Source organism: Plantactinospora mayteni (assembly GCF_016862935.1).
Classification (GTDB): domain Bacteria; phylum Actinomycetota; class Actinomycetes; order Mycobacteriales; family Micromonosporaceae; genus Plantactinospora; species Plantactinospora mayteni.
Genome location: NZ_BONX01000045.1, coordinates 167,305 through 183,225 on the forward strand (window position 1 = coordinate 167,305; position 15,921 = coordinate 183,225).

The 15,921-nt window shown below is 70.2% G+C and carries 15 protein-coding genes; 1 reads left to right on the plus strand and 14 read right to left on the minus strand.

Annotated elements, in window-relative coordinates:
* Nucleotides 1–48: 48 nt before the first annotated feature.
* From Pma05_RS30430 to Pma05_RS30470, 9 genes are all read right to left on the minus strand, one after another.
* Entirely contained in the window at nucleotides 49–1,563 is a 1,515-nt protein-coding gene (locus Pma05_RS30430; protein WP_203860923.1) for a class I adenylate-forming enzyme family protein, read from the minus strand.
* Complete coding sequence (locus tag Pma05_RS30435; protein ID WP_203860924.1) at nucleotides 1,556–2,800, minus strand: cytochrome P450; 1,245 nt, start codon at nucleotides 2,798–2,800, stop codon at nucleotides 1,556–1,558. Before Pma05_RS30435 ends, Pma05_RS30430 begins: the two co-directional genes overlap by 8 nt.
* A gap of 248 nt (nucleotides 2,801–3,048) precedes the next feature.
* Entirely contained in the window at nucleotides 3,049–4,197 is a 1,149-nt protein-coding gene (locus tag Pma05_RS30440) for an acetyl-CoA C-acetyltransferase (protein ID WP_203860925.1), read from the minus strand.
* Nucleotides 4,190–5,002, minus strand: coding sequence for an enoyl-CoA hydratase/isomerase family protein (locus tag Pma05_RS30445; protein ID WP_203860926.1), 813 nt, complete (start codon nucleotides 5,000–5,002; stop codon nucleotides 4,190–4,192). Before Pma05_RS30445 ends, Pma05_RS30440 begins: the two co-directional genes overlap by 8 nt.
* Entirely contained in the window at nucleotides 4,999–5,310 is a 312-nt protein-coding gene (locus Pma05_RS30450; protein WP_203860927.1) for an AtuA-related protein, read from the minus strand. Before Pma05_RS30450 ends, Pma05_RS30445 begins: the two co-directional genes overlap by 4 nt.
* Before the next feature lie 2 nt (nucleotides 5,311–5,312).
* Nucleotides 5,313–6,677, minus strand: coding sequence for an acyclic terpene utilization AtuA family protein (locus Pma05_RS30455; protein ID WP_203860928.1), 1,365 nt, complete (start codon nucleotides 6,675–6,677; stop codon nucleotides 5,313–5,315).
* A complete protein-coding gene (locus tag Pma05_RS30460; protein ID WP_203860929.1) occupies nucleotides 6,674–7,474 on the minus strand; it encodes an amidohydrolase family protein in 801 nt (266 codons plus the stop codon). The genes Pma05_RS30455 and Pma05_RS30460 overlap by 4 nt, the downstream gene beginning before the upstream one ends.
* Complete coding sequence (locus tag Pma05_RS30465; RefSeq protein ID WP_203860930.1) at nucleotides 7,471–8,625, minus strand: acyl-CoA dehydrogenase family protein; 1,155 nt, start codon at nucleotides 8,623–8,625, stop codon at nucleotides 7,471–7,473. Before Pma05_RS30465 ends, Pma05_RS30460 begins: the two co-directional genes overlap by 4 nt.
* Complete coding sequence (locus tag Pma05_RS30470; protein WP_203860931.1) at nucleotides 8,625–9,938, minus strand: acyl-CoA dehydrogenase family protein; 1,314 nt, start codon at nucleotides 9,936–9,938, stop codon at nucleotides 8,625–8,627. The genes Pma05_RS30465 and Pma05_RS30470 overlap by 1 nt, the downstream gene beginning before the upstream one ends.
* Here Pma05_RS30470 and Pma05_RS30475 point away from each other — a divergent pair.
* A complete protein-coding gene (locus Pma05_RS30475; RefSeq protein ID WP_203860932.1) occupies nucleotides 9,937–10,698 on the plus strand; it encodes an SDR family NAD(P)-dependent oxidoreductase in 762 nt (253 codons plus the stop codon). The genes Pma05_RS30470 and Pma05_RS30475 overlap by 2 nt on opposite strands.
* A 3-nt stretch (nucleotides 10,699–10,701) precedes the next feature.
* Here the strand turns inward: Pma05_RS30475 and Pma05_RS30480 are convergent, their stop codons facing one another.
* Genes Pma05_RS30480 through Pma05_RS30500 form a run of 5 tightly spaced genes read right to left on the minus strand, consistent with a single transcriptional unit; the run spans nucleotide 10,702 to nucleotide 15,920 of the window.
* Nucleotides 10,702–11,901: a CaiB/BaiF CoA transferase family protein gene (locus Pma05_RS30480; RefSeq protein ID WP_203860933.1), complete on the minus strand. Its 1,200-nt coding sequence runs from the start codon at nucleotides 11,899–11,901 to the stop codon at nucleotides 10,702–10,704.
* A complete protein-coding gene (locus Pma05_RS30485) occupies nucleotides 11,901–13,385 on the minus strand; it encodes an aldehyde dehydrogenase family protein (RefSeq protein ID WP_203860934.1) in 1,485 nt (494 codons plus the stop codon). The genes Pma05_RS30480 and Pma05_RS30485 overlap by 1 nt, the downstream gene beginning before the upstream one ends.
* Nucleotides 13,382–13,855, minus strand: coding sequence for a MaoC family dehydratase (locus Pma05_RS30490; RefSeq protein ID WP_203860935.1), 474 nt, complete (start codon nucleotides 13,853–13,855; stop codon nucleotides 13,382–13,384). The genes Pma05_RS30485 and Pma05_RS30490 overlap by 4 nt, the downstream gene beginning before the upstream one ends.
* On the minus strand, nucleotides 13,852–14,754 hold the full coding sequence (locus tag Pma05_RS30495) for an HpcH/HpaI aldolase/citrate lyase family protein (protein WP_203860936.1): 903 nt from the start codon (nucleotides 14,752–14,754) through the stop codon (nucleotides 13,852–13,854). The genes Pma05_RS30490 and Pma05_RS30495 overlap by 4 nt, the downstream gene beginning before the upstream one ends.
* Nucleotides 14,754–15,920, minus strand: coding sequence for an acyl-CoA dehydrogenase family protein (locus Pma05_RS30500; protein WP_203860937.1), 1,167 nt, complete (start codon nucleotides 15,918–15,920; stop codon nucleotides 14,754–14,756). Before Pma05_RS30500 ends, Pma05_RS30495 begins: the two co-directional genes overlap by 1 nt.
* Between the last annotated feature and the right edge of the window lies 1 nt (nucleotide 15,921).

Sequence of the window (15,921 nt, forward strand, 5' to 3'; positions counted from 1 at the left end):
GGGTCGGACGCGGTGCGTGAGCGCCGCGCGGTTCAGGTTGAAAAAGGTTCATCGGTACTGCTCCTGGAGTCGTCGCCGGAGGATCTTGCCGGTCGGGTTCCGGGGGAGGGCGTCGACCACCACCACGGTGCGCGGACGCTTGTAGCCCGCGAGCAGCCCGTCGGTGAACGCGACAAGCTCCTCGGGGGTCGGAACGCAGTCGGGTCGCGGCACCACGGCTGCCGCCACCGCCTCGCCCCAGCGCGCGTCGGCTACCCCGAAGACGGCGACCTCGGCAACACCCGGGTGCCGGCGCAGCACCTCCTCGACCTCTTCGGGGTAGACGTTCTCCCCGCCGGTGATCACCATGTCCTTGACCCGGTCGGTGAGGAAGAGCCTCCCCTCGGCGTCGAGCCGTCCGCCGTCACCGGTGCGCAGCCAGCCGTCGTCGGTGAGCAGCGTCCGCGTCTCCTCGGGCAGCCGGAAGTAACCGGGTGTGTTCTGCGCGGAGCGGGTCCACACCTCGCCGTACTCCCCGGTCGGCACCGACGCCCCGGTCTCGGGGTCGCGGATCTCTAGTTCGACCCAGGGGTACGGGCGGCCGGCGGAGCGCAGCAGCGGCGAGTCGGCGGGCAGGTCGGGGTCGGCCGGCATCTCGGTGAACGCGCCGGTGGTCTCCGACATCCCGTAGACGTGGTGCAGCACCGGACCGAAGGTGTGCAGCGCGGCCGACTGTGCCTCCGGTGTGATCGGTGCGGCGCCGTAGACGATCGCCCGCAGGTCGGGGAAGGTGGCGTCCGACTCCGCCGCCTCGCAGAGCCGGGTGATCATCGCCGGGACCAGGAACGTGTGGCTGATCCGGTCCTCGACGAGGTGCCGCAGCAGGGTGGCCGGGGACGCGTCGCCGGCGAGTACGGTGGTCGCTCCGGCGTACAGCCCGGTGAGCCCCCAGCTGAGCGCGCCGACGTGGAACAGCGGCGTGGCGAGCAGGCTCATGCTGTCGGCGGTCAACCCCCACAGCGGGGTCACCTGCGGCACCTTGGCGTCGAGGTTCCGGTCCGTGATAAGCACGCCCTTGGGTCGTCCACTCGTACCGGAGGTGTAGACCTGCAACACCACCGTCTCCGGGTCACCGGCCACCGGCGCGACAGCGCGTCGGGGGCGGGACAGCCATCGGTCGTACTCCTCCCCCAACCGGAGGCAGAGTCGCAGGTCGCGCCCGTCCGTCACGCTGCTGAGCAGGTCGGACAGCGACGGGTCGGCGACGACCGCGCGGGCCTGTGCGTCGCGGGCGACCGCGCGGGCCTCGGCGGGTGCGAGCCGCCAGTTGACGGGTACGGCGACCAGCCCCGCGCGGGCACAGCCGATCAGCAGTTCGAACGTCTCCGGCCCGTTCGGCATCAGCAGCAGCACCCGGTCCCCGGGCACCAGTCCGGCCTGCACCGCAGCAGCCGCGAACGCGGAGGCGCGAGCGTCCAGCGCGGCGAAGGTGACGCTCCGGTCACCGCGCACGAACGCGGGGGCGTCCCAGCGGCCGTCCGGCACCTGCGGCTGGTCTGCGAGGCGGTAGCCGTGCTCAGCCAACAGGTGCGCCCAGGTCGGTGGGGAGGTGCTGGATCGCGCGCAGCATCGCACTGCCTCCGTAGCTCGGCTGGTCGTCGAGCAGCCGCGCGTCCGGGAAGCGGGTGAGCAGGCTGGTGAAGGCGACCTCGCCCTCCAACCGGGCGAGCGCGGCGCCGAGGCAGTAGTGGACACCGAACGCGAACGACAGGTGGTCGGCCTTGTTCGGCCGGGTCACGTCCAGCACCGACGGGTTCGGGAAGTAGCTCTCGTCGTGGTTCGCGGCACCCATGACCACGATCAGGGTCTGGTTCTTCTTCAGCTCGGTGCCGCGCAGCTCGAAGTCCTCGGCGACCACCCGCGGGAGGTAGTGGTGTGGTGAGTCGTAGCGGATCAACTCCTCGATCGCGGGACGCACCAGTTCCGGCTCCCTGACCAGCATGTCCCACTGGTCGCGGTGGCGTTGCAGGGCGAGGAAGCCGTTGCCGAGCAGGTTGGTGGTGGTCTCGCTGCCACCGAAGAGGATCAGCAGGTACATCGCGACCAGCTCCTCCTCGGTGAGCGCCTCGTTGTCGCGCTGCTCCAGCATCGCCTTCGCGAGCTCAGGTCCCTCGCCGGTACGCCGTACCCGGTCGACGGTGCGTCCGACGTACTCGCGGAACGCGTCGATCGCCTCGTCCGCCTCGCGCAGGCTCTTCTCGTCGAGCGAGAACAGCCGGCCGACCGCCTCGGACCACTCCCAGATCAGATCCCGGTCCTCCTGGGGGACCCCGATCAGGTCCACGATCACCCGGACCGGCAGCTTGTTGGCGAGGTCCCGTTTCACGTCCGGGTCGGGCTTGCCGAGCATCTCCTCGATCAGGTCGTCCACGTGCTTCTGCACCGATGCCCGAAGCTGCTCGATGCGCCGGGCGGTGAAGGCGCGGGCCGCGATCCGGCGCAGCCGGGCGTGCTCCCCGCCCTCCTTCCGGCTCATGAACAGGCCCTCGAAGTCGAGCACCTTGAAGAAGATCTCGTGCTGGTCCATGGGGAGCCGGGCAATCGTCCCCTCGGCGAGTTCACCGAAGCGGTACGCGTTCTGGATCGTCGGGTACGCGCCGGCCATCACGGCTTTGACGTCGGCGTAGTGCGTGACGACGGTGGCGGGCCCGCTCTCCCATCGCAACACTCCGGTGCCCTCGCGCCAGCGCTGGTACATGGGATAGGGCCACGAGATCGTCTCGGGGTCAGCGCTGAAGAAGGCGGTGATTTCCTCGTCCACAGCTCACTCCATCCCCGTTCTCGACGCGCTACCGCGTCAACGAGTCCCTACTATTTATTATCATAGTTATGCGGTTAGGCTAGTCCCACCGAACCGGGGGTGTCAACGTCCTCGATCCGGTGCCCGTCGCGGGCCGACACGGGCACGCATCCGACCGGCGCCCCTGGGTGCGGGGGCTGCGGCGCGATCGAGCCGAGCCCGTCGATCTCGTCGTGCTCCTCGACGTCTCGGTGATGCCGGCCGTCAGCTCAGACCAGTTCGAGCAGCGTGGCGTTCGCCATCCCGCCGCCCTCGCACATGGTCTGCATGCCGTAGCGCAGGTTCTCCCGCCGCATCCGGTGCAGCAACGTCGTGAGCAGCCGGGCACCGGTGCCGCCGAGCGGGTGGCCCAGGGCGATGGCGCCACCCTGCGGGTTGGTGCGCGCCGGGTCCGCGCCGGTCTCCCGCAGCCACGCCATCGGTACGCTCGCGAATGCCTCGTTGACCTCGAACGCCCCGATCTCCGACAGCGCGACGCCCGCGCGCTCCAGTAGTCTCTCCGTCGCCGGGATCGGGCCGGTGAGCATGTAGACCGGGTCCGAGCCGACGACCGTCATCGTGTGCACCCGGGCCAACGGGGTGAGCCGCTGCTCGCGCACCGCGCGCCCAGAAGCGACGAGCAGCGCGGCGGCACCGTCGGAGATCTGGCTGGACAGCGCCGCGGTGAGCCGGCCGCCCTCCCGGAGCGGTTCGAGCGTGGCGAGCTTCGCCGGGTTCGTACCCGGTCGTGGGCCCTCGTCCCGGGTCACGTCGCCGTACGGCAGGATCTCGTCGTCGAAGAGTCCCCGCTCGATGGCCTCGATCGCCCGGCGGTGACTCTCGACCGCGTACGCCTCCATCGCCTCTCGGGTGAGCCCCCACTTCTCGGCGATCAGTTCCGCACCGCGGAACTGCGAGATCTCCTGGTCGCCGTAGCGCTCCGCCCAGCCCTGCCCGCCGCGCGGGTGCGCCATCCCCGCCGCCAGGCCGATCGTGGTCGGCGACGCGATGGGTACCTGGCTCATCACCTCGACGCCGCCGGCGACGACGAGGTCCTGGGTACCCGACAGCACCGCCTGCGCCGCGAAGTGCAGGGCCTGCTGCGAGGACCCGCACTGTCGGTCCAGGGTCGTGCCCGGCACCGACTCGGGCAGCCCGGCGGAGAGCGCCGTGATCCGCCCGACGTTCGAGGCCTGTGGGCCGACCTGACCGACGCACCCCCACAGCACGTCGTCGATGCGCGCCGGATCGACCCCGGTCCGCACGACCAGGCCCCGCAGCGCGTGTGCCCCCAGGTCCGCCGGGTGTACGGCGGACAGCCCGCCACCGCGCCTGCCGACCGGTGTGCGGACCGCTCCGACGATGAACGCCTCAGCCATCCTCGCTCCTGTCCTCGCCGCTCCGCCAGGCCGGCGGTCGCTTGTCGAGAAAGGCCGAGGCACCCTCGGCCAGGTCACTGCCGAGGAAGAACGTGAGGTTCAGGAACTGCGCGGCCTCCAGCGACTGGCTTGCCGGCATCTCCGCGAGCAGGGCGAACGCGCGCCGGCCGAGCGCCACCGCCGTGGGGCTGGTGTCGGTGAACATTCCGGCGTACTCGTCGGCCGCCGCCCACATCTCCGCCGGGTTCGCGCAGACGCGGGAGAGGAAGCCCGCCCGCGCGGCCTCGTCCACGTCGATCGCTCGCCCGGTAAGCATCATGTCCAGCAGCAGCCGTCGAGGCAGCAGCCGGGCCAGGTGCGCGACGATGATCATCGGGAACAGTCCGACCCGGACCTCGGGCAGCGCGAAGGACGCGCGCCGGGTGGCCAGCACGATGTCGCAGATCCCGGCCAGCCCCATGCCTCCGGCGTACGCCGGGCCGTCGACCAGCGCGACCAGCGGCTTGGGCGCCCGCAGCGCCAACTGGTGCAGGTCCACGATGGCCCGGGGCCAGGCCCACGCCTCCTCGGCCGGGCGCCGAGCAAGCTCCTTCAGCTGCCGGAGATCGCCGCCAGCGCAGAACGCGGAGCCGTTCGCGCCGATCGCCACCGCCCGCACCTCGTCGTCGGCCAGCGCCGCGCGTAGCTCGTCGAGCAGCGCCTGGGACAGCTCCGGGTCGAGTGGGTTGCGGTCGTCCGGCCGGTTCAGGGTGAGCACCGCGAGCGGGCCACGCCGGGAGACCAGGACGTGCGGCTCGCTGATCACCCGGGCCCCTCGATCTCCATCCGCAGCAGCCAGGCGTACATCACCTTGCCGAGGTGGTCCGAGCGCAGCGAGAGCGTGCCACCGCCGTCGAGGGCCCGGGTGAGTACGAAGTTCAGCGCCTTGATGCCGGGCAGCTCGTAGCGAGTGACCGTGCCCTTCACCAGGTCACCGAAGTGCGCGGCGACCCGCTCCTCGGTCACCTCGCGGCAGAGGATCCGGTAGCCCTCGTCGTCCCATGCCACCAGCCCGACGTTGCAGGTGTCGCCCTTGTCGCCGGAACGGCCGTGGGCGATGTCGACGACGCGCATCCTCACACCTCCAGCAGCTCGACGGACTGGCGCACGTGCTCCCGTGGGATCAGGCAGGGCCAGATCGCGTAGAGCTCTTTCAGCGGCGGGCGGGTGCCGACACCGGCGACACCGGCGGGACCGTTGTTGTAGAGCGCGACGCTCTCGGTGAACACCTTGCGGGCCTGCGCCTGGTCGGGGCAGCGGGCGGCGTACCGGACGACGACCTCGGGGAGGTCCGGGTCACGGGGCTCCGGCACCCGGCTCCCCCACATCGAGGTGTGTCCGAGGTACTCGACGATCTCGTCGGTGTACTCGAAGCCGGCGCGCTCCAGCCGCTTCTTGAGGAACGTGATGCCACGCTGCGCCTTCTGCCAGGCGTCCGGCCAGGTGTAGCTGAACCGCGCCTCGCCGACGAACCCCGCGCGGTACCCCATGTTGACCTTCAGCGTCTGGGGAGCCGGCCTGCCGGTGCCACCGGTGATCCGGACCCGGTCCGGGCCGACCTCTTCCAGCGTCACTCCGGTGAAGTCCGCGGTCACGTCCGCCGTGAGGTAGTTGGCCGGGTCCAGGATCTCGTAGACCAGTTGCTCGCTGACCGTGCCGACGTCGACGCGACCGCCGGAGGCGGGGGTCTTGGTGAGCACCGCGGTCCCGTCCTCGGCAACCTCCGCGATCGGGTACCCGAGCTGCTCCAGCCCGTCCACCCCGGCCCAGTCCCCGGCGTACAGCCCGCCGGTCGCCTGCCCGCCGCACTCGATGGCGTGTGCGACGACGGTGGCCCTGCCGAGCCGTTCCCAGTCGTCGGGGGCCCACCCGAACTCGTGGACGAGCGGCCCGAGATAGAGGGCGATGTCGGTGACCCGGCCGCAGATGACGATGTCCGCGCCCTGCCGGAGCGCCGCCACGATCCCCTCGCAGCCGGTGTAGACGGCGGCGTGGGTGAGTCGATCGCGTACGGTCGACAGCGGCTCGCCGGTGTCCAGGTTCGCGAAGTCGACGCCCTGGGCGACCAGGTCATCGATGTCCGCCCCGATGTCGTCGCCGGTGACCACCGCGACACGTACGCCGGAGAGCCCGAGTTCCCTACAGAGCGCCACCACGCTCTCCGCCGCAGCCCGGGGGTTCGCCCCGCCGGAGTTGGTGACGACCCTGATGCCCTTCTCGACACAGTGGGGCAGGGCGCCACGGAGCAGGTCGAGGATGTCCGGGGTGTAGCCGAGGGACGGGTCGCGGGCGCGCTGCTTGGCGAGGATCGACATGGTCAGCTCGGCGAGGTGGTCGCAGCAGAGGTAGTCGATGTCACCGCGCTCGACCATCTCGATCGCGGGCCTGACGCTGTCGCCCCAGAACGCCATACCGGCACCGAGCCGGACGTTGCCGCTCACGCCGCGCTGTCCGGGAGCCCGAGGATCCGGGCCAGGTTGCCGCCGAGGACGGCGTCCTCCTCGTCCCTGGTGAGGCCGAGGTTGCGGATCGCGGCGATCTCGGCCCCGGGGTCCGCCATCGGCCAGTCCGAGCCGAACACCACCCGGTCGGCCCCGTGCCTGCGGACCAGGTCGCGGATCCGCTCCGGCTCGAGCTCGGCCATGGTCGGCGGCCACGAGGTCTCGATCACCACGCGCGTGCCGACCACGTGCTCCTGCGCCTCGTCGAGCCGGTGGTAGCCGCCGTAGTGGCAGGCGATCAGGATCAGGTCGGGGATCGTCTCCGCGACCCTGCGCAGCAGGTGTGGCGCCCCCCGGTCGCTCGCCTCCCGGTCCCCACCGGCGCCGGCGTGGGTCACCACCGGGATGCCCGCCGTGGCGAGGGCGGCCAGGATCTCGTGCACCTTCGGGTCGGCCAGCGATACGGACTGGAACAGGGGATGCAGCTTCACCCCGACGATCCCGTTGTCGCGCAGGTGCCTGAGGTTCTCCTCGACCGACAGCTCCGGGTGCACGGTGCCGAAGGGCAGCAGCCGGTCACGCGGCACGGTGCCGATGAACTCGTTGGTCCGGGCAACCGTGGATGCCTTGACCGCGACTCCGAGTGCCAACGCCTTGTCGATGCCAGCCTCGTCCATGGTGCGCAGCAGCCCGGACACCGTGCCGTCGTACCGGAGCTTCAGCCCGGCCGGGCTCTGCTGCCGCATCGCCTCGGCGATGTGGTCGGGCCAGACGTGTGCGTGGCAGTCGATGATCACTTCGTGGTCGCTCCCTTGGCCCGGTCCTTGACCAGCTTCTTGGCGAGTGAGTCGAGGATGACCTCGGTGGATCCCTCGTAGATCCGCATCGGCCGGGCCCCACGGTAGAGCCGCTCGATCTTGCTGCCGCGGATCAGCCCGAACCGGCCCATCACCTGTACGCAGCGGTCGGTGACCCGGCCGGCCACCTCGGTAGCGCCGACCTTCGCCATCGACGACAGGTCCAGCGCGCCGAGCGGGTCCTGCGCCGCCGCCGCAGCCGCCCGGTAGGTGAGCGAACGTGCCATCTCGATCTCGACCCAGCAGGTCGCGAGCGTCGCGGGCACACCGCCGAGCCTGGCCAGCGTCGTGCCGAACTGTTCTCGCTGGCTGGCGTGCCGGACCGCTTCGTCGAGCGCGGCCTGCGCCACCCCTACCGCGGCACCGGCGACGGAGACCCGGAACGTGGCGAGGGTGGCGAGCATCAGCTTGAAGCCGGCGCCGGGCTTGCCGAGCCGGTTGGCCGACGGCACGTGCACGTCGTCCAGGATCACGTCGCCGAGCACGTGCGGCGCGATGATCTGATGCCGCTTCGCCACCGACAATCCCGGCGTGTCCGCAGGCACGAACACCAGGGAGTAGCCGTCGCCCTCCCTGGCCAGGATCTCGTAGAAGGACGCGTCACCGGCGTTGGTGATGAAGGACTTGTGGCCGTTGACGACCAGCTCACCGCCCTTCTCGACCACGGTGGTGGTGATCGACCGCAGGTCGGAGCCGACGTCGGGCTCGGTCAGGCCGATCGCGCTGACCGCCTCCAGGGCGGCGACCTTCGGCAGCCACTCCCGGCGGATCTCGTCGGAGCCGGCGACGGAGACCGCGTAGCTGCCGATCCCCTGCATCGCGAACATCGAGTCGAGGTGGCCGCTCTCGTAGGCCAGCGCCTCGCGGACCACGGTGGCGGCGAGGGAGTCGACCGCCTCGTAGCGACCGCCGTACTCCGCCGCCACCAGCACAGCGGCAAGACCGGATTCCTTGAGCCGCGTACGCACGTCGGGGTCGAAGCTGTCCGCCTCGTCGGCGCGGTCGGCGATGTCCGCGCAGGCAGCCGCCAACGCCCGCGCCTCGCTCCGCAGGTCGAGGTACTTCTGACTCAGCTCGAACCAGCCGGACATCAGCCCGCTCCCTCCCGAGGCCGCTGGTTGAATCTGCGCCCCGTCAGTTCCGACGCGATCCTGACCCGCTGGATGGCTGGTGTCCCGCCCGCGATCGCCCAGCCGTGCGCGTCACGGTGCAGCCGCTCGATGCCGTACTCCTCGCTGTAGCCGTTGCCACCGTGCAGTTGCATCGACCAGTCCGAGACCTGCTTGCCCATCTCGTTGGCGAAGCACTTGGCCAGCGACACCTCGTAGGATGCCGGCAGCTCCGAGCCGGCGTTGAGCGCCGCGCGCTGGATGAGCAGCCGGGCCGCCTCGACCTGGGTCGCCATCGACGCGAGGGTCATCTGCACGTTCTGGAAGTCGATCAGCGGCCGGCCGAACTGCTCCCGCTCCTGGACGTACGCGACGGCCCGGTCCAGACTGGCCTGCCCGATAGCCAGGCTCATCGTCGCGTTGCCGAGCCGCTCGATCGAGAACACGCCGAAAAGGCGACGGAAGCCGCCCGGCGCGATCACAAGGTTCTCGGCGGGTACCCGCACCTCGTCGAAGTACAGGTCGGCGCTCGGGATGCCCCGGAATCCCATCAGCCGCTCGGGAGCACCGGTCGAGAAGCCCGGGGTGTCGGCCGGCACGATGATCGCACCGATGCCCTTCGCGCCCGGCTCGTCGGTCAGGCGGCAGTACACCAGGTAATGGTCGGCGTGCCCGCCGTTCGAGATCCACCGCTTGGCGCCGGTGATCACGAACTCGTCCCCCTCGCGGCGCGCCATGGTGCGGATGTCGGTCGCCGCCGAACCGGCGTCCGGCTCGGAGATGCCGATCGCCATGGTCACCTCGCCACGGGTGACCGCCGGGATGTACCGCCGCCTCTGCTCCTCGGTGCCGAAGAACTGGATCACGCGGATCGGGCCGACGTTGGCCTCGAAGACCTGGAATGCCGCCGGGCGGCACTCCTTTGCCAGCTCCTCTATCACGATCAGCGCGTCGTAGAGGGTGCCGCCTTGACCGCCGTACTCCTCGGGAAAGACGATGCCGAGGAAGCCCAGCTCGGCCAGCCGCTTTACCTCGATGTCGGGAAGTGCGGTGCGATGCAGGTCCCATTCAGCGGCGTGCGGGGCGTAGACCTCACGGGCGACCTGGGCCGCCAGCTCACGCAGCTGGACTTGTTCTGGGGTCGGTTGGAAGCCCGTCACGTGGGACCCTTCCGGGAAGGTCGAGTGAGCTGGGGTCCGCTCACCGTGGATGATAACTATGATCACCATACTGATAGATTGGCGCCGCAGCGTCAAGTAACTTCCCGCAACTACAGTGACCAGGAGCCGCAGCATGACCACCTCCCCGCCGCACTTCGACCTGTCCGGAAAGATCGCCGTGGTCACCGGAGGTAGTCGCGGGCTGGGCCGCGCGATGACCTGGGGATTCGCCCGCGCGGGTGCCGACGTGGTGATCGCCAGCCGCAACGGCGCCTCCTGCGAGGAACTGGCGGCGGAGGTCGCCGGGGAGACCGGGCGTCGGGCGATCGGCATCGGCGCGCACGTCGGCCGCTGGGACGCGCTGGACGGCTTCGTCGACCAGGTGTACGACGAACTCGGCCGCATCGACGTGTTCGTGAACAACGCCGGCATGTCCCCGCGCTACGACCGGGTCGTGGACGTCTCGGAGGCCCTGTTCGACAAGGTCGTCGACGTCAACCTCAAGGGCCCGTTCCGGCTCACGGCGCTGGTCGGCAGCCGAATGGCCGAGGGCGAAGGCGGCTCGATCATCAACATCTCCAGTGCCGGCGCGGTCCACCCCAGGCCACACATCCTCCCCTACGCGGCGGCCAAGGCCGGCCTGAACGCGCTCACCGTCGGCTTCGCGCACACCTTCGGCCCCGGGGTGCGGGTCAACGCGATCATGGCCGGCACCTTCCTCACCGACGTCAGCAAAGCCTGGGACATGGACGCGTTCGCCAGGCGTGCGGAGACCTTCGCCCTCCGGCGCGGCGGGGAGCCCGAGGAGATCGTGGGTGCCGCGCTGTATCTGGCCAGCGACCTGTCCAGCTACACCACCGGTTCGGTCATCACGGTCGACGGCGGGCAGCCATAACGGTCAGGCCAGCTTGACGGTCCCCGCGACGACGAGGGCGTTCAGCGCATCGGAGTCGAGTTTAAGCAGCTCACCGAGCACCTCACCGGTGTGCTCGCCGATCGACGGCACCCCGTCGTACGCGGGTCCGTCGTAGCTTTTCACGTGGAGCACCGGTCCGGGCATGAGTACTTTGCCGAGCGCTTCGCTGCCGGTGAGCTCCACCAGCGTCCGGTCCAGGTAGTGCGGGTCCAGCACGATGTCGCTGGCGTCGTTGACCTGCGAGCAGACCACCTCGAACCTGCCCAGCACATCGAGGACCTCCGCGCGGGTCCGCTCGGCGACCCAGTCCTTGACGATCTCCTGGAGTTCGTCGTTGTGCCGCATCCGGACCTCGTTGGTCGCGTAGCGGGGGTCGTCGATCATCTCCGGCCGGCCCATCGCCGCGAAGAGCCGCTTGGCAATCCCCTGGTTCGACGCGGCGATCGACAGCCACCTGCCGTCGGCGGCCTCGTACACCCCGCGCGGTGACGCCGAGCCGGTGCCGTTGCCGACCCGCCCCTGCACGAAGCCGGTGCCGGTGTAGTTGAGGATCATGTCGCCGACGATGAACATCAGCGGCTCGTAGAGTGCGACGTCCACGTGGTCGCCCTGGCCGGTGCGCTCGCGCCGGTACAGCGACATCGCGGTCCCCATCGCGGCGGAGATGCCGGCGATGGAGTCGGCGAAGCCGAACGGCGGAGAGGTGGGCGGTGTCTCGGGCCATCCGTTGATGTACGCGAAGCCGCTGCCGGTCTCGGCGACCGTGCCGAAGCCCGGACGCGCGCGGTACGGGCCGGTCTGGCCGAACCCGCTGACGCTGGTGAGCACCAGGCCGGGGTTGTCGGCGGAGAGTGTTTCGTAGCCGATTCCCCACTCGGCCATCCGGCCCGGCCGGAACGACTCGATGACGACGTCGACCTGTGCCGCGAGCCGGCGGACCAGATCACGCCCCTCGGTGGTACGCAGGTCTATCGCCACCGAGCGCTTGCCGGAGTTGATCCGGGCGAAGCCCATGGACTGGCCGTTCTTCATCGGGGTCCACTGCCGGGCGTAGTCGCCCGCCACGGGGTCCTCGACCTTGATCACCTCCGCGCCGAAGTCGCGGAGCATCCGGCCACAGGTCGGCGCGGCGTACATCGAGCCGAGTTCGAGCACGCGAACGCCCGCGAGCGGCCCGGACATCAGACCCTCCACTGGATGTGCTTGACCTCGAGGTACTCCTTCATGCCCCACTCGCCCAGCTCACGCCCGACACCGGAGCGCCCGTAGCCGCCGAACGGGGCGTCCGGACGCATCCCGCCGCCGCCGTTGATCCAGACCGTGCCGGCCCGGACCTGCTCGGCCACCCGCCGCGCCTCGACCGGGTCGTCGCACCAGACGTTGGCCGCGAGCCCGTACGCCGTGTCGTTCGCGAGCCGGATCGCCTCCTCGGTGTCCTTGAACGGCAGTACCACGGCGACCGGGCCGAAGATCTCCTCCTGGACCGCCCGGGCGTCGTGCGGCAGGTCACCGAGGAGTACCGGGTTGACGAAGTACCCCTTCTCCGGAAGCGGCCTGGTGACCTCGAGCAGCTTGGTGCCGCCGACCTGCACCGCCTCGTCGACGAAGCCGAGCACCCGAGCTTTGTGATCGGGCCGGATCATCGGGCCGACGTTCGTGGCCGGGTCCCAGGGGTCGCCGACGACCATCTGGTCGAACGCCGCCGCACCTGCCGCGAGGAACTGGTCGTACCTGCTCTCGTGCACGAGCAGCCGGGCCAGCGCGGCACAGCCCTGCCCGCCGTTGCGGGACCAGCGCAGGTGCATCTCGACGGCGATCTTGGTGACGTCGACGTCCGGCATCACGATGCTGGCCGACTTGCCGCCGAGTTCGAGGGTGACGCCGGCAAGGTTCTGCGCGGCCTGCTCCATGATCTTCGCTCCGACGCCGTCCGAGCCGGTGAAGGAGACCCGGTCGACGCCCCGGTGGGCGGACAACTGCCGCCCGACGTCGGCACCGCCGATCAGCACGTTCATGACGCCGGCCGGCAGCCCGGCCTCCTGGATCAGCTCACCGAGCAGCAGGGTGGTCAGCGGGGTGCGCGGCGAGGGGAGCAGCACGACGGTGCAGCCGGCCGCGAGCGCGGCACCGAACTTGAAGATCGCCAGATTCAGCGGGTAGTTGTACCCGGTGATCGCGGCCACCACGCCGACGGGTTGGTGTACGACGTCGCTCTCCGTCGGGTGCGGCTTGTCGTAGCCACCCAGGTGGACGGTCCGGTCCACCTTCGCGGCCTCCGCCGCCCACCGCAGGTGCTCGTCGACGGCCATCTTGACCTGGAGGTACCGGGCGAGCGAGACCGGGGTGCCGACCTCGTTCACGATCGAGGGCAGCAGCCTGTCGGCGGCCTTCTCGAGTACGTCCGCGAAGCGGTGCAGGTGTGCTGAACGCTGCTCACCGGAGAGCGCGGCCCACGCCGGGAACGCCTCGCGGGCCGCGGCCACGGCGGCGTCGACCTGCGCGGCGGAGGCTCCGCCGACGGTCGCGATGACCTCCTCGGTGGCCGGATTCAGCACCTCCCAGGTCTCGCCCTCCGGGTCCCGCATCTCGCCACCGACGAGCAGCGTGCGGGTCGACGGGACCCAGTCCCGCATGGGGTGCTGTGCGGTGTCGGTGCTGGCGGTCATGATTCGGCTCCGTTCGCGGGTCGTTTCGCCATCAGGCCAACCCGGGTCATCTCGACGACCACCTGGTCACGCTGGTTCAACCCGATGTGCTCGAACCAGACGATCCCGGAGTCGGTACGGCTGCGGGACTCGCGCTTGTCGAGGATGGTGGTCTCGCCGCGCAGGGTGTCCCCGTGGAACACAGGGTTGGGAAACTTGATCTTGTCGTAGCCGAGGTTGCCCAGGGTGGTGCCCATGGTCAGCTCCGGCACGTGGAAGGCGCCGATCAGCGCCACCGTGAAGAGGCTGTTCAGGATTCGCTGGCCGTGCACCGTGCTCTTGCTGAACTCCTCGTCGAGGTGCAGCGGCTGCACGTTCATGGTCAGCGAGGTGAACAGCACGTTGTCCATCTCGGTGACGGTCCGGGTGAGGCCGTGCCTGTAGTGTGCGCCGACCTCGAACTCCTCGAAGTAGAGACCTCGCATCGTCATCGGCCTTCTCCTGTCCGCTCGTCACCGTTGACCAGCGCTGCACGGTCGAGCCACTCGACCGCCTTGTCGTAGTGCGCCCGGTCGATGTGCAGGCCCCGGTAGCGCAGCGCACCCCTACCCTCCGCGGCGGCAGCCTCGTACGCCTCGACCATGCCCTGGTAGAACGCGATGTCGTCCGCCGACGGCGTGAACACGTCGTTCACCGTCGCCACGTGCGAGGGATGGATGGCGACCATCCCGCGGAAGCCGAGCTGCCGGCCGCGCAGCGCGAACTCCCGGAGCCCGTCGAGGTTCGCCAGGTCCTCCCAGAGGCCGGTCAGCGCGTGGATGCCCGCCTCGCGGCACGCGAGCAGGACTCGGCTGCGGAGGTAGAGCGTCTCCAGCCCTTCCGGGGTCCACTCGTAGCCGACCGCCCGCGCGATGTCGGCGTGCTCGGCGCTCGGGCCGATCATCGCGCCGACCCGTGGCGAGGCGAGCGCGATCTCCCGGCAGTTCTGTACCGCCGGCACGGTCTCGACCGGCACGACGTACTCCAGGCCCCCGACGCCGTTGCGTGCCTCGAAGTGGTCGAGCAGCGCGTCGTACCGGAGTACGTCGGTGGCCTTCTCGATCTTCGGCGTGAACACCCCGTCCAGGCCCGGTACGACGACCGCCTCGAGGTCGGCGCCGGTCAGCCTGGTGGCGAGCGGGTTCACCCGCACCAGCAGGCCCACCCGGTCGTCGGTCTGGCGGACCCGGGAGATCGACTCGGCGACGACGGCGCGAGCGGCCTCCTTCTCCCCGTCGGGCACCGAGTCCTCCAGATCGAGGACGAGGCAGTCGGCTCCGGCGGCGATCGCCTTCTCGACCCAGGCCGGGCGGTGGCCGGGGACGAAGAGGACCGAGCGGTACGGCTTCATCAGTAGCTCCGGGGCAGTCCGAGCACGTGCTCGGCGACGTAGTTGAGAACCATCTCCTGGCTGATCGGGGCGATCCGCATCAGCCGGGCCTCGCGGAAGTAGCGCTCGACGTGGAACTCCTTGCCGTACCCGAAGCCGCCGTGCACCTGGAGCGCGACGTCGGCGGCATAGAAGCCCGCCTCGGCGCAGAGCCACTTGGCGTAGTTCGCCTCGGCGCCGCACGGCAGGCCCTGGTCGACCATCCAGGTCGCCTTCTGCAACACCGCCTCGGCAGCCTCGATCCGGATCTTGGCCTCGGCGAGCTGGAACGCGATGCCCTGGTTCTTGCCGATCGGCCGACCGAACACCTCACGTTCGTTGGCGTACTGGACACCCCGGCGCAGCGCCGCCCTGCCCAGCCCGAGCGCCGCGTTGGCCGAGATCACGCGCTCGGCGTTCAGCCCGCCGAGGATCGCGCGGAAGCCCTTGCCGACCTCGCCCACGACGTCCTCGTCCGCCACGAAGAGCTCGTCGATGAAGAGTTCGTTGGTGTCGACCGCGTTGCGGCCCATCTTGGGGATCGGCCGGATCTGGACCCTGTCCCGGTCCATCTCGGCGAACATCAGCGTCATCCCGTCGGAGCGCTTGCCGTTCGGGTCGCGCGGGCTGGTACGGCAGAGCAGGAGCATCCGCTCCGCCTCCAGCGCCTTGGTGATCCACACCTTCTTGCCCGACACCAGCCAGCCGCCGTCGACCTTCCGGGCGAAGGTCGAGATGTTGGTGGTGTCGGTGCCGGCATCCGGCTCGGTGACCGCGAACGCGGTGTGCAGGTCTCCGGTGACCACGCGCGGCAGGAACCGCTTCTTCAGCTCCGCACTGCCGTGCTGGATGATCGGCTCGAAGCCGAAGATGCCGATGTGCACGGCGCTGCACCCGCCCATGCCCGCGCCGGAAGCCGAGATCTCCTGCTCCACGATCGCGGCCTCGGTCACGCCGAGCCCACCGCCGCCGTACTCCTCGGGGACGGTCAGTCCGAGCCAGCCCGCCTCGGCGATGGCGTGGTAGAACGTCCACGGGAACTCGTGGTTGGTGTCGTGCTCCATCCAGTACTCGTCCGGGAACTTCCGGCACAGCGCGCGCACCGCCTGCCGGATGTCCTCGTGGATCGGGTCGGGGGTGTAGTCCACG

Bases quoted from the DNA above. Each gene is read 5' to 3' on its own strand.
- Pma05_RS30450 (WP_203860927.1), bottom strand. From the start codon at position 5,310: ATGCGCGTCGTCGACATCGCCCACGGCCGTTCCGGCGACAAGGGCGAC.
- Pma05_RS30485 (WP_203860934.1), bottom strand. From the start codon at position 13,385: ATGACCGCCAGCACCGACACCGCACAGCACCCCATGCGGGACTGGGTC.
- Pma05_RS30440 (WP_203860925.1), bottom strand. From the start codon at position 4,197: ATGGCTGAGGCGTTCATCGTCGGAGCGGTCCGCACACCGGTCGGCAGG.
- Pma05_RS30495 (WP_203860936.1), bottom strand. From the start codon at position 14,754: ATGAAGCCGTACCGCTCGGTCCTCTTCGTCCCCGGCCACCGCCCGGCC.
- Pma05_RS30475 (WP_203860932.1), top strand. From the start codon at position 9,937: ATGACCACCTCCCCGCCGCACTTCGACCTGTCCGGAAAGATCGCCGTG.
- Pma05_RS30490 (WP_203860935.1), bottom strand. From the start codon at position 13,855: ATGACGATGCGAGGTCTCTACTTCGAGGAGTTCGAGGTCGGCGCACAC.
- Pma05_RS30470 (WP_203860931.1), bottom strand. From the start codon at position 9,938: ATGCTGCGGCTCCTGGTCACTGTAGTTGCGGGAAGTTACTTGACGCTG.
- Pma05_RS30465 (WP_203860930.1), bottom strand. From the start codon at position 8,625: ATGTCCGGCTGGTTCGAGCTGAGTCAGAAGTACCTCGACCTGCGGAGC.
- Pma05_RS30480 (WP_203860933.1), bottom strand. From the start codon at position 11,901: ATGTCCGGGCCGCTCGCGGGCGTTCGCGTGCTCGAACTCGGCTCGATG.